This window comes from Myxococcus sp. CA056 (genome assembly GCF_013336715.1).
Lineage (GTDB): Bacteria > Myxococcota > Myxococcia > Myxococcales > Myxococcaceae > Myxococcus > Myxococcus llanfairpwllgwyngyllgogerychwyrndrobwllllantysiliogogogochensis.
Genome location: NZ_JABUMT010000001.1, coordinates 1,292,790 through 1,318,744, shown reverse-complemented (window position 1 = coordinate 1,318,744; position 25,955 = coordinate 1,292,790). Strand labels below are relative to the sequence as shown.

At 69.0% G+C, this 25,955-nt stretch carries 21 protein-coding genes and 1 tRNA gene; 14 read left to right on the top strand and 8 right to left on the bottom strand.

Going from position 1 to position 25,955, the window contains the following annotated elements; translation table 11 throughout:
• Positions 1-397: 397 nt before the first annotated feature.
• On the bottom strand, positions 398-1,789 hold the full coding sequence (locus HUA76_RS05430; RefSeq protein WP_174460176.1) for an NAD(P)/FAD-dependent oxidoreductase: 1,392 nt from the start codon (positions 1,787-1,789) through the stop codon (positions 398-400).
• A 645-nt stretch (positions 1,790-2,434) separates the two neighbouring features.
• Between HUA76_RS05430 and HUA76_RS05425 the strand changes: the two genes are divergently transcribed.
• From HUA76_RS05425 to HUA76_RS05395, 7 genes are all read left to right on the top strand, one after another.
• The gene (locus tag HUA76_RS05425; protein ID WP_254613986.1) at positions 2,435-2,860 is read left to right on the top strand and encodes a ribosome-binding factor A; all 426 of its coding nucleotides are present in this window, start codon (positions 2,435-2,437) and stop codon (positions 2,858-2,860) included.
• Positions 2,857-4,014 (top strand): RtcB family protein, encoded by a 1,158-nt coding sequence (locus tag HUA76_RS05420; RefSeq protein ID WP_174460174.1) that lies wholly within the window; start codon positions 2,857-2,859, stop codon positions 4,012-4,014. The genes HUA76_RS05425 and HUA76_RS05420 overlap by 4 nt, the downstream gene beginning before the upstream one ends.
• Before the next feature lie 222 nt (positions 4,015-4,236).
• Positions 4,237-4,307, top strand: a tRNA-Gln gene (locus tag HUA76_RS05415).
• A gap of 66 nt (positions 4,308-4,373) precedes the next feature.
• A complete protein-coding gene (locus HUA76_RS05410; RefSeq protein WP_141641118.1) occupies positions 4,374-4,901 on the top strand; it encodes a non-proteolytic archaemetzincin-like protein in 528 nt (175 codons plus the stop codon).
• A gap of 110 nt (positions 4,902-5,011) precedes the next feature.
• Positions 5,012-5,986: a PD40 domain-containing protein gene (locus HUA76_RS05405; RefSeq protein ID WP_141641119.1), complete on the top strand. Its 975-nt coding sequence runs from the start codon at positions 5,012-5,014 to the stop codon at positions 5,984-5,986.
• Positions 5,987-6,058: 72 nt separating this feature from the next.
• Positions 6,059-6,535, top strand: a complete 477-nt coding sequence (locus tag HUA76_RS05400) for an ankyrin repeat domain-containing protein (protein ID WP_174460173.1) — start codon at positions 6,059-6,061, stop codon at positions 6,533-6,535.
• Positions 6,536-6,651: 116 nt separating this feature from the next.
• Positions 6,652-7,206, top strand: a complete 555-nt coding sequence (locus tag HUA76_RS05395; protein ID WP_174460172.1) for a DUF2378 family protein — start codon at positions 6,652-6,654, stop codon at positions 7,204-7,206.
• 73 nt (positions 7,207-7,279) lie between these two features.
• On the opposite strand, the gene HUA76_RS05390 is transcribed toward HUA76_RS05395, so the two are convergent.
• Complete coding sequence (locus tag HUA76_RS05390; protein WP_174460171.1) at positions 7,280-9,493, bottom strand: (Fe-S)-binding protein; 2,214 nt, start codon at positions 9,491-9,493, stop codon at positions 7,280-7,282.
• 575 nt (positions 9,494-10,068) lie between these two features.
• Between HUA76_RS05390 and HUA76_RS05385 the strand changes: the two genes are divergently transcribed.
• The 6 genes from HUA76_RS05385 (at position 10,069) to HUA76_RS05360 (ending at position 17,982) form a co-directional block, all read left to right on the top strand.
• Positions 10,069-10,233 (top strand): hypothetical protein, encoded by a 165-nt coding sequence (locus tag HUA76_RS05385; protein ID WP_174460170.1) that lies wholly within the window; start codon positions 10,069-10,071, stop codon positions 10,231-10,233.
• A gap of 226 nt (positions 10,234-10,459) precedes the next feature.
• Positions 10,460-10,783, top strand: a complete 324-nt coding sequence (locus tag HUA76_RS05380) for a hypothetical protein (protein ID WP_174460169.1) — start codon at positions 10,460-10,462, stop codon at positions 10,781-10,783.
• A gap of 220 nt (positions 10,784-11,003) precedes the next feature.
• Positions 11,004-12,257, top strand: coding sequence for a VWA domain-containing protein (locus HUA76_RS05375; protein ID WP_174459053.1), 1,254 nt, complete (start codon positions 11,004-11,006; stop codon positions 12,255-12,257).
• A 208-nt stretch (positions 12,258-12,465) separates the two neighbouring features.
• Complete coding sequence (locus tag HUA76_RS05370; RefSeq protein ID WP_174460168.1) at positions 12,466-14,778, top strand: protein-disulfide reductase DsbD; 2,313 nt, start codon at positions 12,466-12,468, stop codon at positions 14,776-14,778.
• A gap of 46 nt (positions 14,779-14,824) precedes the next feature.
• Positions 14,825-15,406, top strand: coding sequence for a thioredoxin family protein (locus HUA76_RS05365; protein ID WP_174459055.1), 582 nt, complete (start codon positions 14,825-14,827; stop codon positions 15,404-15,406).
• A 305-nt stretch (positions 15,407-15,711) separates the two neighbouring features.
• Positions 15,712-17,982, top strand: coding sequence for a zinc-dependent metalloprotease (locus tag HUA76_RS05360; protein WP_254614065.1), 2,271 nt, complete (start codon positions 15,712-15,714; stop codon positions 17,980-17,982).
• Here HUA76_RS05360 and HUA76_RS05355 read toward each other — a convergent pair.
• Positions 17,970-19,463: an MFS transporter gene (locus HUA76_RS05355; RefSeq protein ID WP_174460166.1), complete on the bottom strand. Its 1,494-nt coding sequence runs from the start codon at positions 19,461-19,463 to the stop codon at positions 17,970-17,972. The two genes, HUA76_RS05360 and HUA76_RS05355, sit on opposite strands and share 13 nt — an antisense overlap.
• A 167-nt stretch (positions 19,464-19,630) precedes the next feature.
• Here HUA76_RS05355 and HUA76_RS05350 point away from each other — a divergent pair, with 167 nt between their 5' ends.
• Positions 19,631-19,924 (top strand): UBP-type zinc finger domain-containing protein, encoded by a 294-nt coding sequence (locus tag HUA76_RS05350; protein ID WP_174460165.1) that lies wholly within the window; start codon positions 19,631-19,633, stop codon positions 19,922-19,924.
• Here the strand turns inward: HUA76_RS05350 and HUA76_RS05345 are convergent.
• From HUA76_RS05345 to HUA76_RS05325, 5 genes are all read right to left on the bottom strand, one after another.
• The gene (locus HUA76_RS05345) at positions 19,921-20,364 is read right to left on the bottom strand and encodes a type II secretion system protein GspG (protein ID WP_174460164.1); all 444 of its coding nucleotides are present in this window, start codon (positions 20,362-20,364) and stop codon (positions 19,921-19,923) included. The two genes, HUA76_RS05350 and HUA76_RS05345, sit on opposite strands and share 4 nt — an antisense overlap.
• Before the next feature lie 166 nt (positions 20,365-20,530).
• Entirely contained in the window at positions 20,531-21,445 is a 915-nt protein-coding gene (locus tag HUA76_RS05340) for a S1C family serine protease (protein WP_174460163.1), read from the bottom strand.
• Between the two features lie 16 nt (positions 21,446-21,461).
• Positions 21,462-22,361 carry a S1C family serine protease gene (locus HUA76_RS05335; protein ID WP_174460162.1) on the bottom strand — a complete coding sequence of 300 codons (900 nt, stop codon included), beginning with the start codon at positions 22,359-22,361 and terminating at the stop codon, positions 21,462-21,464.
• A 119-nt stretch (positions 22,362-22,480) separates the two neighbouring features.
• Positions 22,481-25,213 (bottom strand): hypothetical protein, encoded by a 2,733-nt coding sequence (locus tag HUA76_RS05330; protein WP_174460161.1) that lies wholly within the window; start codon positions 25,211-25,213, stop codon positions 22,481-22,483.
• A 20-nt stretch (positions 25,214-25,233) separates the two neighbouring features.
• A complete protein-coding gene (locus HUA76_RS05325; protein ID WP_174460160.1) occupies positions 25,234-25,926 on the bottom strand; it encodes a hypothetical protein in 693 nt (230 codons plus the stop codon).
• Positions 25,927-25,955: the final 29 nt, after the last annotated feature.

The window sequence follows — 25,955 nt, the reverse complement described above, 5'->3', positions numbered from 1 at the left end:
GGCCCCGGGGCGTCGACGGGCATCGAGGAGGCGGGGAGGGCGGGGGAGGTGTTCACCATTTCACGCCGGGGCCCTGCCCGGCAACGGCCTCCGTGTGGAGGTGGCGAGGTGGATCTCCCCCTCGGGTTACCTGCCTGCCCGGACATGGCGCGGAGGTCGTCACCTGGAGTGTGCCTGGATGTGTGGTGTCGTCGCGGAGGAAGGTGTTTCACTGACCTGGCGGCACATGCGGGTGTGGCCGTGTCGTGCCGACGTGGAGACATCGTGAGGGGACGCTCGGGCTCCCGGGTCAGCAAGCTTCCCGGGGCCTGTATGGGATTGGGTAATCCCATACAAATGCCGCCATGCGGGTCGGGGCTGGCGAGCCGCACACTCGCCAGCGACCCACGTGCTCGCGCTACAGGCCGTACGTCTCCAGCAAGCGCAGCCACACCTCACTCATCGTGGGGAACGACGGCACGGCATGCCAGAGCGTGTCGAGCGACACCTCACCCGCGACGGCGATGGTGGCCGCGTGAAGCATCTCGCCCACCTCGGGTCCGGTGAAGGTGGCGCCCAGGATGACCCGGCGCTTCTCGTCCACCACCAGCTTCGCCGTGCCACCCAGCTTCTCGCCGAACAGTGACGTACCCGACACCTTGCCCAGGTCGTACTGCACCGTGCGCACGGGCAGCCCCGCTTCACGGGCCTTCGCCTCCGTGAGGCCCACGCTCGCCACCTGTGGGTGCGTGAAGATGACCTGCGGCGTCGCCTTCGTGTCCGCCCACGCGCTCGCCTTCTTGCCCGCGATGACGTCACCCACCAGTCGCGCCTGGTATTTGCCCATGTGCGTCAGCAGGTTGCGGCCATTCACATCGCCGCATGCGTAGAGCCAGCCACCCTCCACGCCCTTCGCGCGGAGCTGGTCATCCACCTGCACCGTCTCGCCGGCCTTCAGCCCCACCGTCTCCAGGCCCAGGGAGTCCGTGCGCGGCACGCGGCCCATGCCCACCAACACCGCATCGCCCTTCAGCTCCTCGCCCGTCGAGAGCTTCACCGTCACCTCGCCCTGGCCTCCCGGGCGACTCACGCCGGTGATGGATGTGCTCAGCATCACCTTCACGCCTTCGTCGCGCAGGGCCTGGGCCACCTGCTCACCCACGAAGGGCTCGAAGCGGGACAGCAGCGCCTTGCCGCGCTCCACCAGCGTCACCTCCGAGCCCAGCGAGCGCCACGCCTGCGCCAGCTCCACCGCCACCACGCCGCCGCCCAGCACCAGCAGCCGCTTGGGCACCTGCTTCGCGCCCGTGCCCTCGCGGTTGTCCCACGGCCTGGCTTCCTTCAGCCCCGGGATGTCCGGGATGCGCGGCCGGCTGCCCGTCGCGAGCACCACCGCGCGCTTCGCCTCCAGCTCGCGCACGGTGCCGTCCTTGGCCTCGACGCGCACCTTGCGTGGGCCGGTGAGCTTGCCGTGGCCGCGCACCACCGTCAGCTTCGCACCCTCCGCCCACTTCACCTGGGAGTCGTCGTTGTAGTAGCCGACCATGGCATCGCGGTGCTCCAACACCGCGCTGGCGACCAGCGGCCCCTTGATGGTCTCTCGCACACCCGGCGAGTGCTTCGCCAACCAGAGCGCCTCCGCTGGACGCAACAGCGCCTTGCTCGGAACGCAGGCCCAGTAGGAGCACTCGCCGCCGAGCAGTTCGTGTTCGACCAGCGCCACGGAAAGACCGGCCGCGGCGGCTCGCGCTCCCGCATTCTCTCCCGTGGGCCCACCACCAATCACCACCACATCGAAGACATCCGCCATGTGTTCGCCCTCGCGCCCTGCTGCGTAGGCAGGGAGGTGCGAAGGGGCCAATCCCACGCGAGGCTTCTCGTCGGATGGTGGAAAGAAGGGGTGGCGACCACCGGACATCCGCCCCCTCTCAAGGAAGGTCGACGGTGCGCGCTGTCCTCCAGGTGACGCCTGCCTTGTCTCGAGAGGAGGGCCCCCCGTCCCCACGTGTCAGGAGTCGCCAGGCATTTTCGTCAGCGTCCGCCGGTGTGCGCGGACAGGCGGTGAGCGCCGTCCGTTCTCCCCATCGAAACCCACGAGTGCCCGTGCCGGAGACTCCGAGCGCGGCGGGAGGTGTGCCATGGGGACTGTATTGAACGGTGTCTCGGGTCGCTTCGCGTCGTGCTCGTCTCACGAGAGCTGAGTTCCTCCCTCACCCGCCTTCGAGGCTGAGTGGGTCGGAGAGGGTTGTGTCCTCGTCGAACCAGCACCGCGCGCAAGCCTTTGTCACCGTGCACTCCGGCCGTCGTGCCGCACGCGTCCTCGTGAGCTGAGTCACGAGGTGTGCGCCGCACGCGCGGCCTGCTGGGAACTCTTCGTCCACTCATGGCTTCTTCCAGGAATCGTCGTCCCCGCGCGTCCCGTCGGCGCGAGGGTGCTGCTGCATCGTCGTTCTCGTTGTCGTCGTCCGAACCTCCCTCCGCGCGTCACCTGCGCGTTCAGTCCACCCTGTTCCAGGAGGTCTCCCTCCTCTTCCGGAGCGAGCTGTCCGACCCTCGACTCGAAGGTGTCTCACCGGCGTCCTTCGAACTCACACCGGATGGTCGGCTCATCCGCATTGGCTACACTCTCACCCCGGCGGCGTCGGCCGCGCGTGAAGTCCAGGAGGCCCTGGCCCGAGCCAGTGGCTACCTGCGCTCGCAGCTCGCCCAGCACCTGGACCTCAAGCGGGTGCCTCAGCTGCGCTTCATCTACATCGGCGTGGCCGAGCACCCGACGGAGGCGTTGTCCGCCGAGCCTCCAGACGCCGCCATTCCCGAAGACGAGGACGAAGTACCCGGGTCCTTCGACGAGGACGGCGATGACGAAGGAGGTGCGCGATGAATCCACGCATCCTCCCGGCGGCGCCCGGCGCAGTGTCCATCCTCGTCTGGGCACGCGCTCTTCCACCCGGCGCGGAGAAACAGCTCCGGCACCTCGCCGCCCAGCCCTACATCGTCGAGCACGTGGCCGCGATGCCGGACGTCCACGTCGCGCACGGCGTCGCGGTGGGCTCCGTCTTCGCCACCGAGCACCACGTCGTCCCCGGTGCCCTCGGTGGAGACCTGGGCTGTGGCGTGAGTGCCTACCGCTTCGCATATCCCGCCGCGTCGCTGGGGCGTGACACGCTGGAGTTGCTGCTCACCCGCTTGTCCCAGGTCATCCCGGTGGGAGACGCGACGCATCGAGGTCGCGGCCTTCCTCTTCCGTCCGCGCTGGAGGCGCCACCGCTGTCGACCCAGAAGCTGCGCCATGCCTGGGAGCGGCTGGCGCCGCGACACCTGGGCACGCTCGGCGGTGGCAACCACTTCCTCGAACTGGACCGGGACGCGGGAGGGGACCTCTGGCTGCTCCTGCACTCCGGCTCTCGCGGCGTGGGCGCGGCCATCGGCGAGCATCACCAGCGTGTCGCGAAGACGCTCGGGGAAGGCAGCCTGCCTGGCCTGAGCCTGCACACGCCCGAGGGAGTCGCCTGCCTCGCGGACCTGGACCTCGCCTGTCGCTTCGCCCGAGCGAACCGCGACGCGCTGGCCGCGAGGGCCCTGGACGTGTTGTCCCGGACACTGGGCATCTCACCGGAGCCGGAATCCACGGTGGATCTCCACCACAACCACGTCGCCAGGGAGACGCACTTCGGCCGCGCGCTGTGGGTCCACCGCAAGGGCGCGGTGGGCCTGGAGGCGGGGCGGCAAGGGCTCATCCCCGGTTCGATGGGCACCGCCTCCTATGTGGTGGAAGGCCGGGCCGAGCCCCGCGCGTTCCGCTCCTGCTCCCACGGCGCCGGCCGGGTCCTCACCCGGACCGAGGCCCGCGCCCGCATCCGTCCCTCGGCCCTGGAGCACGCCCTGCGCAGGGTGGTGCATGACTCCCGCCGGGCCGCGGCGCTCGTGGAGGAGGCGCCCGCCGCCTACCGCGACATCGTCGAGGTCCTCGAGGACGAGGCGGACCTCGTCACTCCCGTCCGGCGCCTGACACCCATCGCCGTCCTCAAGGGCTGAATCCCGCCTCGCGGGGGCCCGGAGCTCCGTCTCCGGGCCCTCGCGCCGATACACGCGGAGCGGTCAATTCACTCCTGGTGGAATTCAGCGCGTCCGGACCCGTACTTTCCGGGGTTGATCCGCGTGGAAGAGGGGGGACGACACATCCCGACGTCAGAGTGGGTTCCCGAGCCCGTCCAGATGCCGTAGAATCGGCCGCCAGAAGTTCACGTGCGAACCTGCTGGGGCGTCGTCTAATGGCAGGACATCAGACTTTGACTCTGAGTATCAAGGTTCGAATCCTTGCGCCCCAGTCATTCCGCTCCGGGGGGACGCGGTAGCCAGCGCGTCCGTCCGTGTGCATGAAGGACGGTGGCCCGATGCCGCAGAAGACGCTCCTGCTGGTCTCCGTGGGAAGCCCAACGGCAACCCTGTTGAAAGACCTCCAGGACCCACTGACCACACAGATGGGCACCGCTTCGGTGGTGGCGAAGACGGCGCTCCCGACGCCGGCCTATGCCTTCAACAAGGACCGTGCCCAGTACCACTGCAACGCCATCATGCGTCGGCTCACGCCGATGATGGAGCCCGGTCAGCACCTGGTGCTCGGCGTGACGGACGTGGACCTCTTCGTCCCGGACTCGCCCTTCGTCTTCGGCGAGGCGGACCGCGAGTCCCGCACGGCGGTGGTGAGCGTGTTCAGGCTTCGCCAGGGCGCTGACGGCGAGCACCTGCGGCGGCGCATCCAGGTGGAGGTCACCCACCAGGCGGGCCACCTGCTCGGGTTGTCCTACTGCGAGGACCCCCGGTGCGTGATGTTCTTCGCGCAGTCCCCGCAGGACTGCGACCGCAAGCAGCTGTCGCTCTGCAACCAGTGTCGCAACGAGCTGGCCAAGCTCAACCGCTGAGCCCCTTCGCGCGGGCTTGCCCGTGAATGCCTTCGCACGCGTTGACGTCCGACCCGGCGCGCCCTGTAGTGCGGGGCGCTGAACCGGGCCGGCAACGTGGAGCGATTGTGATGACGGGCACGCGGTATTTCGTCGGTGGGCTGTTGGTGGTGGGGCTGCTGGGTGGCTGCGAGCCGTTCGAGGATGATGGCGGCGGCGGCGGCGTGGGAGGCGTCCGGTTCAGCAAGGGCTTTGCCTTCGTGCGCGAGGACGACCGCAACGTCTTCGTGGTGGACGACGCGGGAGACCCCAACAGTCCGCAGCGGCTGACCAGCACGGGCGGGGCCTACTGGCCCTCGGTGTCGAAGGATGGTCGCAGCGTCGTCTTCGTCCAGCGCGGTGGCCTTGGCACCTCGCTGCTGACGGTGCCCACCACGGGTGGCACCGTGGCCACGTTGTTCAGCGAGAATGACGCGGCCTGCGCGCGGGGCTGCACCAATTTCCGCACGCCCACCTTCAGTCCGGACGGCCGCGGCGTCGTCTTCGTCTTCTCCCCCGGCAACAGCTCCCTCACGTCGCTCGGGCGGGTGAACACGGACGGCAGCGGCTTCCAGGAGCTCACCCCGAACTCCGTCGTCGCCTATGGGGCGCCGTCCTTCGTCCCCAATGGGACCGCCGTCGTCGCGCCCACGGGCAGCGGGCTCCAGCAGCTCAATCAGGTGGCGTACGTGCCGCTCTCGGGGGGCGCCATCATCGCCTCGTCGCTGGGCAATGACGTCGGGACCGTGGCCAACCGTGTCGCGGTGTCGCCGGACGGCTCGCAGGTGGTGCTGGACGGGCGCGGCTCCTCGAGCAGCGTGCGCACCTATGTGGGAACCCTGAGTGGAGGTCGCCTGGGCGCCTTGCGACGCGTCACCAGCTATGGCGGCGCAAGCGCCCAGGAGACGTGGCCGGTGTGGACGGGCGCGAGCCAGGTCGGCTTCCTCTTCGCCGACTCGGCGGGTGGGGACCCGGGCATCTACCGCTCCACCGTGAGCGCGGCGCCGTCCAACTCCGTCACGCTCGCGGTGCCCAGCGCGGCCGAGCCTTCGTACGGCCCGCTGTAGGCCTGTCCCCAGGCTCCCAGGTCCCTGGCATCCGCGCCCCCGAGGCGCGATGCTGTCGCGCTGGAGGCTGCCATGTCCCTCTTCGATGCCGTGCTCGCGGGAGACCGCGAGTCCTTGAAGTCCCAGCTCGACGAGGGCGCGGACCCCAATCCGTTCGATGATGAGGGCCTCACGCCGCTGATGGTGGCGGCGCGGGAGGGACACGCAGGTCTCGTGGAGCTCTTGCTGAAGGCGGGCGCGGACGCGACGATTACGAACCGCATCGGAGAGTCCGCGGTCATCATCGCCGCCGCCCATGGCCACTCGAACTCCGTGTCGGCGCTCTGGGAGAGCGCGACGGAGGACGAGCGCTCCATGGTGCCCCTGTTGCTGCGCACCGATGCCATCACCGGCCCGGGCACGGCCTCTCCGGCCGCGACACCGCCGAAGGAAGACTTCCGCCGGAAGCTCGCGTCCGCGGGTGCGTACGTCGCGGGCAAGCTCGGGGATGACGGGGCCACGAAGCGGTTGGAGCGAGTGTTGCGTTCGGAAAAGCAACGCAAGCCCTGAGCACGCGTCCGTGTCCGGACACTCGCGGCGTTCACCACCCTCCACGCGCGGGCGGCCCCGCACCGCATGGGAGGCTTCACACGTACGGTCCGCCCCCGTCCGAGAGGAGCCACCGCATGGCGACGTCCGAGCCAAAAATCGTCCACAGCGGGACGGTGCAGGGCCTCTTCCAGATTGCGCTGAAGGACCGTCTGTCCGAGGACGCGTGGCGCCTGCTGCGTGAGGCGGGGTTGGATTTGTCCGTCCCGCTGCAGCCGACGTATCCCCTGGCCTCGTGGCTGCGCTGGCAACACATCGTGCTGGGTGACTTGTGGCCGCACCTTCCGCTCGATGAGGCCTGGCGTCAGTTGGGGCACACGGTGATGGAGGGACTGCTGGCCACGGTGCTCGGCCGGATGCTGGGCGTGGGCGCCCGCGCGTTGGGGCCCCAGTTCATGTTGTTCCAGCTCAACCGGGGCTTTCGCGGCACGGACAACTACGTGGAGACGCTGGTGAAGGCCAGCTCGCCCGGGCGCGCCGAGCTGTGGCTCAGCGACATCAACGACAGGCCCATCTACTACGTCGGCGTCCTGGAGTTCCTGCTCACCCTCTCCGGCGCGAAGGAGCCCCGCGTCTCCGTGCTCGTGCGCGAGGGCTCCTCCTGCACGTACCTGCTGGAGTGGGTGAAGTGAGCGCCTGAAACGACGAAGGCCCGGGGCTTCACGGTGGAAGCCTCCGGGCCCAGGTCTCTTCCGCGTCGCGCCGTTACTCCGGCTTGGCGCTCAGCGTCGCGCCGGGAGCCACGCCACTGGCCGCGCCGCTGCGGACCTCCATCGCGTCGGCGACCAGCTCGGTGATGTCCTTGACCTTGATGTTCCCCTCGCGGCCGGTGTCGTTGACCGCGTCGCCGAGCATCGTCGAGCAGAAGGGACACGCGACGGCGACGATGCCCGTGCCGCCCTTCTCCTTGTAGTCGCCCACCAGGCCCGGCTTCTTCCTGTCCGCGGCGTCGGGGAACGGCGTGGTCGGGTCCTCGGCGTGCTTGAGCGTCAGCGCGACTTCGTTCAACCGGTTGTGGTTGATGCGCGTGCCAATGTGCTCCTCCATCCACATGCGGCCGCCACCGGCGCCGCAGCAGAAGCCCTCGCGCTTGCTGCGCTGCATCTCCACGACTTCCAGCCCGGGGATGGCCTTGAGCACTTCGCGGGGCGCGTCATACACGCCGTTGTGCCGGCCCAGGTAGCAGGGGTCGTGGTACGTCAGCTTGGTGTTCATCACCGCGGACAGCTTGATGCGCTTGTCGCGCAACAGCTCGTTGATGAGCTCCGTGTGATTGATGACGCGGTACTCGCCGCCGAACTCCGGGTACTCGTTCTTGATGGTGTTGAAGCAGTGCGGGCACTGGGTGATGACCGCCTTGACGCCCATCGAGTTCCACGACTCGACGTTCGTCTTCGCCATCGTCTGGTACAGGTACTCGTTGCCCATGCGGCGCGCGGAGTCGCCGTTGCACATCTCCTGCTTGGACAGCGTGGCGAAGCTCACGCCCGCCTCCCGCATGATTTTCACCAGCGAGCGGCTGACCTTCTTCTGCTTGTCGTCGTAGCTGCCCGCGCAGCCCACGAAGAACAGGTACTCGTACGGGCCACCTTCGTCACCCCACGTGGGCAGCGCCAGGTCCTCCGCCCACTCGTCGCGACGGTCCTGGCCCAGGCCCCAGGGGTTGCCCTGGCGCTCCATGCCTTCGAACACGCGCTGGATTTCAGGCGGGAAGTCCGCCTTCACCTGCACCTGGTAGCGGCGCATGTCGATGAGGCGCGGCACGTTCTCGATGAACACCGGACACGCCTGCTCGCACCACCCGCAGCTGGTACAGGCCCAGACCGTCTCGGAGCTCAGCGCGCCGCCGACGATTTCCGGCAGGGGCTCCTTGATGCGGTTGGGGCTGTAGCCCTCCTCCGCCCACTGCTCGTGGTCCCAGATCCAATGCTTCAGGTCCTGGTTGACGGCCTTGTGCGTGAGCGGCTTGCCGGTGATGTACGTGGGGCAGTGCGTCTGGCAGCGACCGCACTCCGTGCAGGAGTACAAATCCAGGCCCTGCTTCCACGTGAGGTCCCTCACCGTGGCGGTGCCGAACTCTTCCTTCTCCAGGTTGGGCGTGGGCAGCTTGCCGGTGGAGTGGGTGCGCTGGAAGAAGACGTTGGGCAGGCCGGTGATGATGTGGAAGTGCTTGCCGATGGGCAGGAAGTTCAGGAACGCCAGGACGATGATGAGGTGGGTCCAGAAGCCTCCAATGCCCAGCACGTGCGCGGCCGTGGAGCCCAGGGGCATCATCGCCATGCCGACCAGGCTGGTGAACGGCTCCCACCACACCAGCGCGGACGGGGCCGCGGGCACCTGCGTGGCGCCCATCGGCACCTGCTGCGCCGCCGCGTGCGCCGCCACCATGTGGCTGCCGCCGAACAGGAACTCGGAGACCATCAACCCGGAGATGAAGCCCAGGATGAGGTACGCCTCCCAGGACTGCGACATGCGGTCCGGCTTCACCTTCCAGCGCGTCCACACGTAGTAGCCGCAGCCCACCAGGGCCAGGGCCGCCACCACGTCCTTGATCAGCAGATAGCCACGGTAGGCGCCCAGCAGCACCGTGTTGTCCAGCCAGAAGGGGTGGCTCAGGTCGGTGAACAGCTCCAGCGCGCCGGACGAGAAGCCCATCGCGAACATCATGATGGTGCGCACCTGCAGCACCATGAACGCCGCGTAGATGAGCACGTGCATCAAGCCCGGGGTGAACTCCTCCGGGTCGACCATGCGCTTCTGCCCGAGCCCGAAGAGCACGAGCCGCTTGATGCGCAGCGGGATGTTGTCGAGCCGCCGCTCCTTCTTCATCGCGAGCAACACGCCCACGCGACCGGACATGGTCATCACGAAGATGGGAACGGCGATGGCAAGCAATAGGCCGGTGATGATGGGACTCATTGGGACTCGGAGGACCTCTGGGGGGACGCGGCGGAAGGCCCGTTGCCGCGACGCGGCAAAACTTGAGTGCCCGTCAACCCTAACAGGGGTGATTCTCGAATCAAGCGCTGAGCGGGCGAGGTGTCCGGGACTGAAGCACGGAGTGGCGCCACGAGCGAGCAAGCTTGCCCGCTACACCGATTTACTGACACCCGCACTGGCAGCCTACCGCCTTGAAAATGGCGAAGTGTTGACTGCTGTGTGGTTCCATCCGACGCCAGGCCGACCTACCTTGTACGACGGCCTCGCACGCTGTCTGTCAGTCAACGCCTTCTCAACCTGCTGAAATAATTGGAGTGAAGGTTGGAGGGCAGGCGAGTAGACGTGGGGTCGAAGCAGGGGTCGGAAGTTTGATTCCCCAAGGGCTTTACAACGCGAAGCGACATGAGCACCATGGTCGGTAAATCGGTCAACGAGTCGTAAGCCGGGTACCGCATCGGGCGGACCCACGCGGACCGAACAGGGGGGCGCCCACAAGGAGGCGAGCCGAAAGGCCGTCCACCTTCCCTGAAGCGGAGCGCCCAAAGGAGTCGGACATGGTTCACGATGACACCACCTACATGGACGATGAAGGGCTGCCGTATGTGGACCTCGCGGAAGATGGTGAGAGCGAGTCCGTGACTCCCGTGGATGGGGCTCCCGGTGGCCGGATGTGGGGCTATGGGGATGAGTCGTGGGGCGGCTGGAGCGCGGCCGAGTGATTCGCGGCCCCCGCGGCCGGTGGATGCGCGGGGGCGCTTCTTTGTAACCGGTGGTTCGGCTCGTGCGGTGGCGCCCTCAGTGGGTGGCTCCCGGGCCGGTGGTCTCTCGGTGACGCCTGGGTGTTCGGGGCGGCCGTCATCTCCTCCTTCTTGCTGACGTCGTTGCGTGCGCCCTGGCGTGGTGCGCGAAGCTGCCGCGTGCGCGCGAGGAGGGCGGGAGGCCCGGATGAAGGTGCTGTGGTGCTGGCGCTGCAAGCTGGATGTGCCGATGCTCGACGAGGAGGAGTTCGCGCGGATCTCCGCGTTGTATCGGGCGGCGTTCTCTCCGCGGACCCCGGTGGATTGGCCGAGCGAGAAGGAGCGCTCCATCAGGGCGCGGTTCCGGCCCGTGCGTGAGGAGTACGAGCGGCTCACCGGGTTCCACGAGACGAACGCCAACGCGGTGATGCACCACCGGCTGAGTCAGTATGGGCCGCCTTGTGCGCACTGCGGCAAACCCCTGCGCACGCCCGAGGCCCGGCACTGCGCGGCGTGTGGCGTGTCCCGGTAATCGCTCCCGACGCGGTCAGGACCTACCCCGCCGCCGGGTGTGGCGGCCTGGCCCCCTCTTGATTCCGGGGTGTGTCTGCCCACATCCTCGACGTGGAAGCCTTTCCGTGAGGATCCATGCCATTGGTGTTGTGGCCCATGAGACTTCCGGTCGTGAGGGACGTCGTCTTTCACGGGGCGGTTCGCGGCAGAATGTCTCGTGAGAGCGCGCGGGAGCACGGATGAAGCAGACGGCCTTGGCAGTGGAGCGCGACGCGGAGCACGGCCGGGAAGTGTTGCTGCTCGTCACGCTGGAAGCGGACGCGGACGCGCCCCGGGCTCCCGTGACGGCGAACCTCGTGTTGGACCGCAGCGCGTCCATGCGCGGCGTCCCGCTGCTCGCCGCGGTGCAGGCCGCGCAATCCCTGGTGGAGCGCGCCAGCCCTCGCGACTACCTGGGCCTCCTCACTTTCGACGCGGAGCCGGAGCAACTGCTGCCCGTGCGCGCGATGGACGCTTCCGCCAAGGCCCAGTTCCTCAAGGCGCTGTCGCGCCTGGAGTCTGGTGAGGGCACCGCGCTGCACGAGGCCATCGAGCGGGGCGCGGAGGCTGTGCGCCGCGTGCTCGTCCCAGGTGCGCGCCCCCAGGTGCTGATGCTCACGGATGGCGAGCCGTCCGTCGGCCCCTCCCAGCTCTCCGATTTCAAGACGCTGGGCGCGCGTGTCGTGGAGTCCGGCGTCGTCCTGCACGCGCTGGGATTGGGCCGGCACTACCTGCCCGACATCCTGGAAGCCCTCACGGGACCGTCCGGTACCGGCTTCGTCCACGTGGATGACCCGGAGGGCCTTCCGCTGGCGGTGGGCACGATGTCCGCGGAGCTGTTCGGCGAGGTGGGCTCGGACGCGCGCGTGTACGTGCTGCCCTCGGGCTTCTCGGAGCTGCGCTGCCGTCACCGCTACTCCTCCCGTGTCGAAGGCGACGCGATGAGTGCGTCGCTCGGCGCGGTGTCGCAGTCCTTCCCGCGTCGGGTCCTCTTCTCCGGCAGGCTGGACGCGGCCGAGTGGAACCTGGGCGTGACGACCTCCTACCTGGAGGGCACGGACACGCGGCGCATGCCCGTCCCCGTGGCGCGCGTGCTGCCCGACAGCGACCAGGGCCGCTTCGTGCGCGCGGTGTCGGCGGAGCTGGAGCTGGTGGCCGCCGAGGCCTCCGCCTGGAAGGCCCTGGGCCGCCGCAACCAGGGGGCCGCGGAGCAGGCGCTGGAGACCGCCGACCTCGCCCTCTACAAGCTCGCGCGACTGGGCTCGCTGGAAGTCCCACCGCAACGCCACATGGAGCGACTGGCGGACCTGCGCCGCATCGTCGAGCGCCGCGCCGCGCAACCCCAGGCGCTGGTGATGCGCCGCGCCCACTCCGAGGTCTCCCGCGTCACCTTGAGCCGCGTGGGTCCGGCGCTCCCGCTGCCCGCCCTGGCCCCCTGGAAGTCGGAGGACTGAGCTGCTCCTGGCCTGGCTGCCCGGTCGCCCGCCCCGACGGAGCGGGTCCTTCTGTCCACGCCGCGTCACCCGGGATGTTTCCTGCCCCGTCGCACGCCCCGGATGCGGGCGGGCGCGGGGAATGTCCCCCCGCCTGGAAGGTTCTCCCTCGGAAGCGGGGCCCGTCGGATGCTGGCGACCTGGCTTCGGGTGGGTTAACGGGAGACGCATGAAGCACTCGGTGTCCAAGAGGCTCGCCCTGGTGGGCGGTATCGGCATGTGGCTGGTGGCGGCGGTGGCGCAGGCGGCGCTGCCTCCGTCCGCGGTGGCCACGGGCGCGCCCGACGAGGGCGATCCGCGCTTGGAGGCCGCGCTGCTGGTGGATGCCACCCAGGTGAAGCCGGGCGACACCTATCGCGTGGGCGTGCGCTTCCGGTTGGACCCGGGTTGGCACATCTACTGGAAGAACCCGGGTGACTCCGGCCTGGAGACGGACGTCGCGTGGGACACACCCGGCTCCACGGTGGGCGCGCTCCAGTGGCCCTTCCCGAGCACCTTCCGCACGCCCGACGGCTTCATCGTCACCCACGGCTATGACGGCGAGGTGCTCCTCTTCGCGGAGGCGCGCGCTTCCGAGCAGGCTGTCGGCACGCTCAACCTGTCGGCCGCGGTGAACGCGTTGGTGTGCGAGGTGCACTGCATCCCCGCGGACCTGATGCTCACGCGCTCCATCCCCGTGGGGCCGACGACGCTCGCGGACGCGGAGACCACGCCGACGTTCGACGCGGCGAAGGCGCGCGTTCCTCGCCCGGTGGCGGACACCGGCCACACCGCCGCGCTCGCGCTGGATGTGAAGCAGCTCACCGCGGGCCAGGAGTTCACCGGCACCGTCACGGTGGCGAAGTCCGGCGGTGGCGCGGTGCCCACGGCGGAGAAGGACGCCTTCGTTCCCGAGCGCATCCCCGGCCTGGACAAGGTGACGCTCACGCAGACGGCCCCGGGGCGCTTCGCGCTGAAGGGCAAGGCGGAGCCGGATGCACCGAAGGCGGAGCCTCGACTCAAGGGCGTGTTGCGCCTGGGGACCGAGGCCACGGGTTATCAGGCGCTGGAAGTCGACGTGCCAATGGCGCCCTTCGTGGCCGCCGTGGGTGCGGCGCCGACGCCCGTCGTGGCGAAGGCGCCCTCCATCAAGGACTCGCTCGCGGCCGTGAAGCCGGTGGCGAGCGCCGCGACGGCCGCGCCCCCGGAGTCGTCGATGGGGCTGGGCATGGCGCTCTTGTTCGCGTTCCTGGGCGGTGCGCTGCTCAACCTGATGCCGTGCGTGTTCCCCGTGCTGGCGCTCAAGGCGTATGGCTTCACGCGCATGGTGCGCCAGGAGCAGGGCCGGGTGGGCGCGCACGCGGCGGCGTACGCGGGCGGAATCGTCGCCAGCATGCTGGCGCTCGCGGGCGCGGTGCTGGCGGTGCGCGCGGGCGGCGCGGGCGTGGGCTGGGGCTTCCAGTTCCAGGAGCCGCTCTTCGTCGCCGCGGTGAGCGCGGTGCTGGTGGCGTTCGCCCTCAACCTCTTCGGTGTCTTCAACGTGGGCCTGGATGGCACCGCGCTCGCGGGCAAGGTGGACCAGAGCCACGGATTGCTTCACAGCGCGGGCGAGGGCGTGCTCGCGGTGGTGCTGGCGACTCCGTGCTCGGCGCCGCTGCTCGGCACGGCGGTGGGCTTCGCCTTCGCGGCGGGTCCGCTCACGGTGCTCGCCGTCTTCACCGCGCTGGGCCTGGGACTGGCGCTGCCGTTCTGTCTGCTGGTGCTGGTGCCGGGGCTCGCACAGAAGCTGCCGAAGCCGGGCGCGTGGATGGAGCGCTTCAAGCAGGTGCTGGGCTTCGCGCTCCTGGGCACGACGGTGTGGCTCGTCTGGGTGATGGGGGGGCTTGCCGGCGTGGACGGCATGGCGCGGCTGTTGGCCTTCCTCGTCGCGGTGGGACTGAGCACGTGGGTGTATGGCCAGTCGCAACTCCAGGAGGGCGGGCGCCGGTGGGGCACGCTGGCGGTGGCGGCGCTGGTGCTGGTGGGCTCGGGCGTGGCGGCGCTGCGCTTCGAGGAGGCGGCCCCGGCGGCGCGCGCGTCAACCACGGTGGGGCAGGCGCAGCCTTGGAGCGACGAGGCGGTGGCCTCCGCGCTGGCGGCGGGGCAGCCGGTGTTCATCGACTTCACCGCGGACTGGTGCCTCACCTGCAAGTTCAACGAGCGCACCGTGCTGGCTCGCGAGGAGGTGCGCGCGGCCTTCACGGAGCACCACGTGGCGTTCTTCGTGGCGGACTGGACGCGCCGCGACGCGCGCATCACCGCGCGGCTGGCGGACCATGGCCGCGCGGGCGTGCCCATGTACCTGGTGCTGAGCCCCGGCGCGCCGGACAAGCCGGAGGTGCTGCAGGAGTTGTTGACGGTGGATGCGGTGGTGGACTCGGTGAAGCGTGCATCGGAGTGCTCACCGCTGCGCCGGCAGGACGGCTCGAAGGTCCTCTGCGCCGCTGGATTCCCTCGGCCTTGAAACGCAGTCATCCGCAGTCAAGCAGTGCCCAATCAGGAGGAATGCCATGAAGCAGGTCTTCACCGCTCTCGCGCTCGGTTCGGTACTCGTGGGTGTCCCCGCTTTCGCGGACGCGGAGGTCGGCAAGCCGGCCCCGGCCTTCACGCTGAAGGACGAGGCGGGCAAGGAGCATTCGCTGTCGCAGTACAAGGGCAAGGTGGTGGTGCTGGAGTGGACCAACCCCGAGTGCCCCTTCGTGAAGCGCCACTATGAGGCGGACACGATGGCCAACACCCTGAAGGGCTTCGACGCCAAGAAGGTGGTGTGGCTGGCGGTGGACTCGACGGCGCACAACACGCCGGAGAAGTCCGCCACGTGGAAGAAGACAGAGGGCTTCACGTACCCCGTGCTCCAGGACGCCAGCGGCGCGACGGGCAAGACGTACGGCGCCAAGACGACGCCGCACATGTACATCATCGACGCGGAGGGCGTGGTCCGCTACGCGGGCGCCATCGACGATGACCCGCGCGGCAAGAGCGACAAGAAGGTCAACCACGTGCAGACGACCGTGGACGCGGTGCTCAACGGCAAGCCCGTTCCCGCCGCCACCACCACGCCGTATGGCTGCTCGGTGAAGTACAAGAGCTAGCGCGCACGACGAACGCATCCATGCGGTGACAAGGGCTCTCTTCCCACTGGGAAGGGGGCCCTTCGTGCTTCTGGAGTCGCGCGCCCGCGCGCGGGTAGCAGCACGGTGGAAGGACCGCAAAGTCCACGGGCCGGGGAGCAAGCATGTCCGGCGAGGAGGTCTCTCGCATGGATTGCAACTCGATGACCGTGGCAATGAAGGTGCGACCTTGCCCGGGACCGCCGGGGGACGGAGCAGGGGCGTCGCGCCGTGTCCTGTGGCCTGACGTGTCTCGACTCCTTCTCCCGGTGTGGAGAGACATCGTGATGCGGAAACAACACTTCTCGACTCGGCGTTCCTGGATGGGGGCGCTGGCCCTGGTCGCGATGTTGGGTGTCGGATGCAGTGAACCCCAGAACACGAGCGACGCGCCCGAGGCCCCCGGAGCCGCCATTGTCCTGGGCGAAGACTTCGTCGAAGTCCCTCGCGAGCTCACGTCCGAGCAGCACACGCAGGTGACGCAGAAGCTCGACGGCGTGGTGGACGCGACGGGGCGGACGTTCTACCTCGCCATCCGAAGGAGCGAGCTGAAGCAGCGCTGGTTCCTGTCCGCCACGCTTCGACAGCTCAACTTCGACCCGGAGTACTACGGCCTCCCCGCGAATCTCATTCCCCGCGTGATTCGCTTCCAGGAGCAGAACGGCAAGCTCTACGCCTTCGATGCTCGCGACGGGTTGACTCGCAACGACCTCTTCAAGCCGGACTCGTTGGTGGAGGCGTATCCCATCGTCACTGACCACGCCCCGTTCAACCGCTTGCCAGGCTCGGACCAGTACGTGCTCATCGACCCGGCGGCGGGGCTCAACCGTGTCGGCATCCTCGGAGACCACTGGTATGCGCCCGGGGCCATCGACTTCCGGATGGAGCTGCTCTTCTCCCAGCGCTTTCGGCGTCTCTCGGACGGCGTCCAGTACGAACAGGTCTTCACGGGGTTCACGGACGTCTTCGACGACCGGAGCGACTACCTGGAGCGCAACGGCTTTCGCGCCTCGGGCACGCTGGCCATGGCGCTGCGCAAGTACAAGGAAGGTGAGGGCTTCACGGAGATGCCAGCACCGGAGCCGCGGCACTACTTCCGCAGCGAGGGCCGCTTCATCCCCAACACGGGCGAGCTGGCGTTGAATGCCATCAAGTGGAACATCCGGCCGGGGATGAAGCCCATCCGCTTCTACATCACCCCCAACTTCCTGGAGCTGAACGAGGACCCCCGCTACCGGGGTGCGGACGTGGTGGGCGCCGTGAAGCGAGGCATCGAGGGTTGGAACGCGGCGTTCGGCTTCAAGGTCTTCGAGGCCGTGCAGGGTGACAGCAGCATGGACATCGGAGAGGACGACAAGAACTTCGCTGTCCTCGACCCGAAGGTCCACGCCCATCTGGCCATCGCTGACTTCAGCTCGAATCCCAATACGGGCGAGGTCCGAAGGGCCACCGTCATGATCAGCGCCGCCATGATTCACGATGCCGAGGCCTTCTTCGCGGGAGAGCTGACGGCTTTCTCTGCGGCCAGCGCGCGTGACGAGAGCCCGAGGCCCAGGCTGTACTGGGTCGGGCTCACCCGCGAGCCCTCCTGTGAGCTGGACGCGGCGTCCCTCCCATCGGGCTTCTCCGCCCGACTGTCATCAGAGGAGGACCGCTCCGAAGGACCCGCCCTCACCGTGAAGCAGAAGGTGGAGCGCTACATCACATACATCATGCTGCACGAGGTCGGTCACACGCTGGGCCTGCGACACAACTTCAATGGGTCGCGGGTGTACGACGGCACGCCCCAAACGCCGCGCTCGAGCACCGTCATGGACTACTCCGCCATGCCCGACACCATTCACGTGCAGGCGCCCGGCACGTACGACGTGGCGGCGGTGCGCTACCTCTATGGACTGTCCACGGCGCTGCCCACGGACCTGTTCTGTACGGACAGTGACGTCCTGGCCTGGGCGGAGCCTGCTTGTGTCCACTACGACCGCTATGACGACCCGTTGACGCGTTTTCATATGCCCAACATGCGGACCCTGGCGGAGCAGGTGCTGCGTGGCGCGCCCGTCGGCGTCGATTTTCGCGCGAGCCTCCAGGCGCTGGACTCCTTCGTCAGGGGCGGGGACGCGAGCGGACAGGCCCAGGCCTACGACGTCCTCATGGAGCAGGTGCGGCCACCCCTCCAGATTCCCTCGGGCGAAGGTGCGGCGTACGCGGTCCGTGCCAATGACCTGGCCCGCCGCATCCTCAGCTTCCTCTATCTGGACACACGCGTCGGGCAGCCCCATGCGGTGAAGCCGCCGCCGGCCACCCCTGCGTATACGCAGGCCCTGCTCGCGGACGTGCGCGGCATCCTGCTGAACGTGGATGGGGTGCGCACCTTCCCCGTGCGCCGGGTCATGGTGAATCTCCTGAAGGCGCACCAGACGCTCGCGGCCTATGGCGTGTTGCAGGAGGTGCACACGGAGCTGACGGCGCGACTGCCCACGCTCAGTGGTGACGAGCGACTGGGGACGATGGAACTGCTGGGCCGCATCGAAGTGGCCCGCTCGCCCTACTTCCGCTGACTCCGGAACTGAAGACCCGGGCGTGAGCCTGGAGGCGCGGTGGAGCGCGGGCTCGGTCTCGAGGGCTCGCGCTTCACCCGGCCGACATCCCGGGGCAACAGCAGGAACGAGCACAGCGCGCCCAGCACGCACAGGCCCGCGGACACCCACAGCGCTTCACGTGTCCCCGCGAGGAACGCGTCCCCCGTCTTGTTCGCGAGTCCTCCCAGGAGCGGCAGCAGTGCCACCGCCAGGAGTCCGGCGATTCGCGCCACGGCGTTGTTCACCCCCGAGGCGATGCCCGCGTGCCGGTCCTCCACCGCGCCGAGCACCACCGCCGTCAGCGGCCCCACCGTGAGACTCAACCCCAGGCCCAGCACGAGCACCCCCGGCAGCACCGTGCCCACGTAGCTTCCATCCCGGTGGATGAGCGTGAGCAGCGCCATGCCCACGCCCGCCAGCAGCGGCCCCGCCGTCATCAAGGGCCGTGCGCCGATGCGTCCCGCGAGCCTCCCCACCACCGGTGAGAACAACAGCAGCATCACGGTGATGGGCAGCAGCGACGCTCCCGCCGCGAGCGCCGAGTACCCGAGCTGTTGTTGCAGCGCGAGGATGAGCAGGAAGCCCACGCCGCCCAGCGCGAAGTACACCGTCAGCGTCGTGAGGTTGGCGCCAGAGAAGGTCCGCGAACGGAACAGCCCCAACGGCAACATCGGGTTTCGCGCGCGTGACTCGATGACGAGGAAGGCGGCCAGCATCGCCGCGCCGAACACCGCGGCGAGCACGGGGGCCACGGACCAGCCATGCGCGGGCCCTTCGATGAGCGCGTAGATGACGCCGCCGAGCCCCAGCGCGGCCGTCACCGAACCGGCGAGGTCCAGCTTGCGCGCATCCCCCGTGGGCCGGTCGTCCGGAACGTGGCGCAGCGTGGCCCAGGCGGTGAGCGCCGCCAGGGGAAGATTCAGGAAGAACACCAGCCGCCAGGAGGCCACGTCCACCAGCCAGCCTCCCAGCAGCGGCCCCAGCGCGGTGGTGACGCCGGACAGGCCCGCCCATGCGGCCACCGCGCGCTGTCGGTCCGCTTCGGGGAACGAGGTCCGCAAGAGCGCCAGGCTCGCGGGCACCAGCAGCGCCGCGCCCATGCCCTGCGCGGCGCGGAAGAGGGCGAGCGTCCAGGCGTTCGGCGCCAGGCCGCACAGCACGGACATGGCGGTGAAGCCCACCACGCCCAGCAAGAAGACGCGGCGCTGTCCCCAGGCATCACCGAGCGCGCCGCCGGTGAGCACCAGCGAACCGAGGGTGAGCAGGTAGGCGTCCACGGCCCACTGGAGGCCCGTCAGCCCCGTGTTGAGCTCTCGGCCCAGCGCGGGCAGCGCCACGTTGACGGCGGTGGAGTCGAGGAAGGCCATGCCACTGCCGAGCACGCTCGCGAGCAGCACGCCGCGTCCCCGCGCACTGGCATAGGAAACGGACGCGCCGCCGGAAGAAGTGTCGGAAGGCATACGGCTCAACCGTGGGACGTGCGCCTCCGTCGCGCCACTCCTCGCGGTCCACGAGTGTCGGCCACCCTGGTGGCGAGAGCCTGACCGCATGGCCGCCCGGCATGTGGATGCGCGGGGCCTTCGTGCACACCCTGTCCGCGGGCGACGGGTTATCAGGGAGGCGAACGATGGCGACCGAGTGCAAGCACATCAAGCAGGCGGGGAACCCCGAGGCGAGGACCGACGGCTGCGAGGAGTGTCTGAAGATGGGGGCCCAGTGGGTCCACCTCCGGCGCTGCCTGGAGTGCGGTCACGTCGGGTGCTGCGACTCGTCGCAGCACAAGCACGCGACGAAGCACTTCCATCAGACGAAGCACCCCGTCATCCAGTCGTTCGAGCCGGGTGAGACGTGGGTGTGGTGCTTCGAGGATCGGCTCCTGCTGGACGACAGACCGGAGCAAGGTGGCTCGGCTCGCGTCTAGGGACGGGGCGAGTCCTCCGGGGGCGGGCTCACGGGAAACGTGAGCTCGATATCCTGGTCGTTGCCCTCGCCACCACCCACGCCGTCGGAGCCCAGGCTGCGCAACTCCACCCACGCACCGCGAAGCGTGTACTGGTAGGGGTTGACCCAAGGGTCGAGGGGCAGTTCATCGAGTACCCCATGGTCCACGAGGAGTTGGAGCCCTTCGGCATGCGTGGGCAACTGGCCCGTCTTGCGCTGGTAGAGGCGCACGGCGCTCTTGATGTTCTTCAAGTCGAGCTCGGCCCGACTGTGTCTCGACTCGCCCCAACATTCGGAGAGCACTATCCAGAAGAAGAGTGGCAGCACGAAGGCCGCCACCCCCGCCAAGAAAAGCAGCAGGAGGGGAAGGACCTGTCGGAGCGAGTGGCGCAGCGTGCGGCGTGGAAGCGTTTCATTCATGGCGGCTCGTGACTCTTCAAGCCGCGTGCCTGCCTGGTCTCCGGAGTGGAGTCTCGCCGCGCGTCTCACGGGCGACTGTCACTCCGTCACGGGCTCTTGTGGGCCCGGGTCGAAATGACAGCGCGTCCGTGGCTCCGGGCCGCATGCACCCGGAGCCACGTCCCGCTCACGCCGCCACGGGCTCGATGCGGGGGCGCGTGCGCGCGGAGACCTGCTTGCGCCGTCCCTTGCGCAACACGTCCAGCGACACCTCTTCATCGGTGGCCAGGGCCATCAGCCGCTGGAGGTCATCCACGCTGCCCACGGCGCGACGGTTGATGGCCAAGAGCAGGTCCTCCGGCTGGAGCCCCGCGTCGTCCGCGGGCGTCCCGTCCTGCACCCGGAGGATTCGCACCGCGCGGGGCTGCCCCGTGTCGCGGGCATGCTCCGGCGTCAGGTCCACCGCCACCGCCGCGATGCCGAGGAAGCGCCGCTCCACCTTCCCCCGCTGGATGAGCAGGCTGGCCACCCACGCCGCCGTGGTGGCGCTCACCGCGAAGCCGATGCCCTGCGCGTACGGCAGCACCAGCGTGTTGAGCCCCACCACCTCGCCTCGCGTGTTGATGAGCGGCCCGCCGGAGTTGCCCGGGTTGATGGCCGCGTCTGTCTGGAGCATGCCCTCCAGGATGACGCCGTCAGGCAGCGTGACGCTGCGATTGACGGCGCTCACGACCCCGAGCGCCACCGACTGCTCCAGCCGGAAGGGATTGCCAATCGCCATCACCAACTGCCCCACGCGCACCGTCTCCGGCGCGGCCAGGGGCAGCGTGGGGAAGTCGCCGCCCTCCGCTCGCACCACCGCGAGGTCCGTGGGCGCGTCCCCGCCCACCAGCGAGCCGCGCAGCTCCTCGCCGTTGGACAGCTGCACCGTCAGCTTGCGAGAGCCCCGCATGACGACGTGGCGGTTGGTGAGGACATAGCCGTCCGGCGTGAGGAAGAGACCGGTGCCGTGGCCCCTGGCGTGCTCCACGCCCACCACCGCGGGCGAGGCGCGCGACACGAGCGTCTCCAGGTCGTCCGAGAACTGTTGCAGCAACTTCATCGCGTCACCCCTCTCCTCACGAACGCTTGCCGATGGTGATGGGCACTTCACGCACCTCGCCGGCTCGCAGCACGCGCGCCGGCACGGAGGTGCCCACCTTCTCGTCGCCCAGGTAGCCGAGCAGGTCCTCCACGCCGTGCAGCGCCTGGCCTCCCAGGCTCACCAGCACGTCCCCGAGCAACAGTCCGGCCCGGTGCGCGGGCCCGTCCGGGTCCACGGAGAGGAAGATGAGCCCCGCCTCCGCGCCCGCCGCCGCCCACTGGTGCTGGGGCAGCTTCACGGGATACGCCCCCACGCCCAGGTAGCCGCGCCGGATGCCTCCGTGCTCGCGCAGCGACGCCGTCACCCGCGTCAGCGTGTCATGCGGAATGACGACGGCCGCGGTGCGTGAGAACGCCGCGGTGAGCAGCCCGACGAAGCGCCCCTCCACGTCCACCAGCGCGCCTCCAGAGAAGCCCGGCGGCAGGTCCGCGTCCGTCTCGAGATAACGGTCCACGCGCCCGCCCGCGTGGGTGCGCCAGCCCTCTCCATGTGTGCTCACCATGCCGAGCGTGGCGCGCGCCGTGCGTCCCGGCCGCGCCACCGTGACGACGAGGTTGCCCACCTTCACGGCGTCCAAGGGCGCGAGCGCGAGCGGGGAGAGCTTCGCCGCGTCGATTTTGAGCAGCGCCACGTCCGTGCTGGCATCGCGGCCGATGAGCTCGGCGGCCACGGTGCCGCCGTCGGACAGGCCTACTTGCACGGGGCCCTCGTGCTCGACGGCGTGGCTGGTGGTGACGATGTGGCCCTCGGCGCTCCAGACGACACCGGTGGCGCCGCGCCGTCGTCGAGCGTCCACGCGGACGACGCTCGGCGAGGCCCGCTCGACGAGGGAGGCGAGAGACTGGGAGAGGGCGGGAAGAAAGTCGGTGGACATGGCGTGTTCCTTTCGAGGCGGAAGGTAAAAGCCTCGAAGGCGCGCCACATCGGCGAACCAGGCAGGGTGTGCACCTGCCCGTTCAGGCAGGTGGCCCCTCCTTTCGGGGAGCTCCCGGGCTACTTCTCGACGACGACGTGGAGCGGGAGCGAGACACCGCCACCGGGCTCGGGCGTCTCCAGCGTGACGTCCACCCCTCCAGCTGTCGCCAGGGCTTCAGCGGGGAGGGTCGCCTCGTAGTGCGTCGGCTCGTTGTCCAAGACGTACACGGCCTTGAGGCTCGAACGGAACTCCTTCCAGCGCAGCACCGTGGCGGAGTGGATGCCCTTCCCCTTGATTCGGAGCGTCAACGCGGGCGCACCCTTGAGGGCGCTCATGGGCTCCACGGCGGTCAACATCGGCACGGGTCGTTCGGAGACCACGTTGAGCAGCGCGGGCAGTGACACTCCACCGCCTTCCGCGACACGAGACACCTTCAGTGTGCGGACTCCCACGTGCGCCAACTTCGTGCCCTCCAGCCCCAGCTGCGGAATCCTGCCGAAAGGCCGTGGCTGGTCATCCCAGTCCAGGGTGGTGCCGGAGACGCGCTGCAAGTCGCCGCGGGGCCAGAAGAAGTTCTCTCCCGTCAGGGAGAAGTGTCGTTCCTCCGAGGCGGCCCACTCTCCCTGGGAGACGACCCCCGGTGCCATCCCGCGAAGCTGCGGTGGGAGGGCGCCCTGGACTCTCAGATAGGCGGGAGCACTCAATCCGGAGCCCACGGTGAAGGTCCGTATCTCGTGGACCCGCGGGGTCGCGACCTCCGCCTCGCTCAAGAGCAGGCCCGAAGGGCCGTCGAACTCACGCTCCACGTCATTCACGAAGAGGGCCGAGGCCTGGGTGAGCGTCCCCGTGACACGCGTCCAGACGGTGACCTCGCGATAGAATTCGTCGCGCGTGCCCACATCCACCACCGAAGGGCTCAGGGAGACAGTGGGCTGTCCCGCCGCGGTGAGGACGAAGAACTGCTCCGGGCTCTCGCCACCTCCGGGGCCTGGGTTGAACACCGTCACGCGGCTGACGCCGGGTTGCGCCACCTGGTCGGCGGGAACATCCACCCACAGGCGCGTCAGCTCACCAGGGCCCGCCGTGCAGCCGCCCGAGGTCCAGCATGTCCACTGGGCTGGCAGCGGTTGGCCATTCCACCGGACGACCGAGGAGGGGCCGAAGCCCTGTCCCTCGACGAGCAGACGCAGGACGCCCCCGCCGGCGAGGGCATGGGAAGCCCCGTCGTTGCCCGAGACCCGGTTGATGATGGGCATGGGCCGCTCCGCATGCACCGCGAGCAGCAGGGGCAGGGTGGTGCCGCCTCCGGGCGCGGGCGTGCTCACGGTGACGGTGCGCACCCCCTTCGTGGACAGGTCCGCGGCCTGGAGTTCGGTGGACACCTTCGACGGGTCGTGAAGACGGGTGGTGCGCTCCTGTCCGTCCAGCAGGATGACGGACTGGGACGTGAAGCCAGCACCGTGGACGTAGAGGAGTCCTGGCGCATCGCCGACGGACAGCACGGAGGGCAGCAGCGAGTGGGCGATGGGCGCGGGGGCCTGGGCGAACACCTGGACGAAGAGGGGCGAGGACACGGCCCCATCGAAGGTGCGTGTCACCGTCACGGGGAGGGTTCCGGCCTGGGTCAGCAGGGCGGCGGGGACGATGAACGTCCAGACCCCCTCGAAGTCCGGACCGAAGGAGTGCTCCAGGCGGTGGCCGCCCCAGTGGACGACCTGCTGCGCGTAGAGCCCCAGTCCTTCGCCTTTGAGCTTGAACCTGACCTCCTCCGAGCCCGCGAGCACCCAGGCCGGGGACACGTCATGCAGCACGGGCTCCGACTTCACTCGAAGAGGATGGTTGGAGGACTCGCTTCCTCCATGGACGCCGGGTGTCTCCAGCGTCACCTGGACGGTGCCGGCTTGGACCCGACCCATGAGAGGGATTTGCGCCCAGACCCGGTTCTTGCCGTCATACGTCTCGGTGGGCAGCGGAATGCCATCCCACTTCACCACCGTGGTGGAGCGCACCTGCCGCCCGCTGACGATGATGCGCTCGAAGGTGGCGCTGCCCGCGTTGCCATGGTGCAGGTCGGTGGCGTTCAGCGAGGAAGGCCACACGCCCATGATTTCCGGAGTGGGGCTGGTCACCGTCAAGGGTAGGGGCTGCGTGGTGGCTGTGCGCGGGCGCGAGACCTGGATGACGAGCTGGTCTTGTGTCGCCAGGGGCTTCAGGGCCGACGGTGGAAGCAGGAAGCTCCCTTCACGGGAGCTGGTCAGCGTCAACGGATAGGACGTGTCGCGGAAGATGGCCTGGCTTCCACGCACGAGGTTCTTCCCCGTCACGGTGACTTGAACGGCGTCCTCGGGCTCGGAGGGCAGGGAGTCTGGAGTCACGGAGGTCAGCTCGGGCGCGGGCACGGTGAACGGGATGCGAGCGGACCGGGCGCCGCCCCTGTACTCGGGGTCGCCTCGGGAAACCCGCACGTCGAAGAAGAGGTCCGTCGCGGCCACGAGCTGCCAGGTCGGAACCACGGCTCGCAGCTCCGTGCTGCTCACGAACTGGGTCGTCAGGCGCTGGTCGTTCAGGAACACGGCACTGAACCGGGCGAAGTCGACGCCGAGCACCTGCATGCTCAACTCGGAGCCCTCCACGTTCGCCGCCTCCACCTCCACCTCTCCCAGGGTGACGAAGGGCAGCTCCACCTCCGCGGGAGGGGAGCCCGCGTCAGGTTCCTCGACAGGTGCCGGGTGGCTCTGGAGGCCTGGCCCACAGGCACAGCAGAGGACCCACAGCAGACACAACCACCCTCGTGTCACGTCTGGTCGCATCCGGATGATTCCTCTCGAGGTCAGGGGGATGCCACAGGGGGCGAAGCCGTCACGGTCAACGACAGGGCGGGCGTGTCGAGGAGGCGAGGGCGGGGGACTTCCAGGTACAGCGACTGCTTGCCCGACGTGGGGGTCAGGGCCTCGGGAGGTAACCACAGCTCGCCCAGGCGCGTGCTCGACAAGGTGACGGGATACCAGATGCCCCGGAAGACCGCCTGGGTGCCATGGACCAGGTTCTTTCCGAGCACGGCGATGCGAATGGGGGCCGTGGGGTTGGCCTCGAGCACGTCGGGCGTGAGCGAGTGCAGCTCCGGGACTGGCATGGAGGCGGTGACGGAGGGGGACCTGGCGCCCGACATGTAGACATAGTCGCCCGGCTCCACGCGCACCTCGACCGGGAACTCCGGCATGTCCTTCACCAGGAGGGGGTTCAATCGGGCGTGAAGCTGCGTCTTGCTCACGAACTCGGTCGTCAGTCCCACCCCGATGACATGCACATTCATGGAGGGGGTGAAGTCGATGCCCCAGACCCGGAAGTGGAGATCCGCGCTCTCGGGGTCCAGGACCTCGACGTCGACTCGCAGGGGTTTCCGAAGCACCCCCTCCTCCTCGTAGGTGTCTCCGTCGGGCGAGTCCCGTTCATCGACGCCAGGCCCACAGGCCAGGAGCGCCCCCAGCAGACACAGTCCTCCGCCCAGCAGCTCAGGGCGCATCCGGATGCTTCCCTTCCCCGTTCATGGCG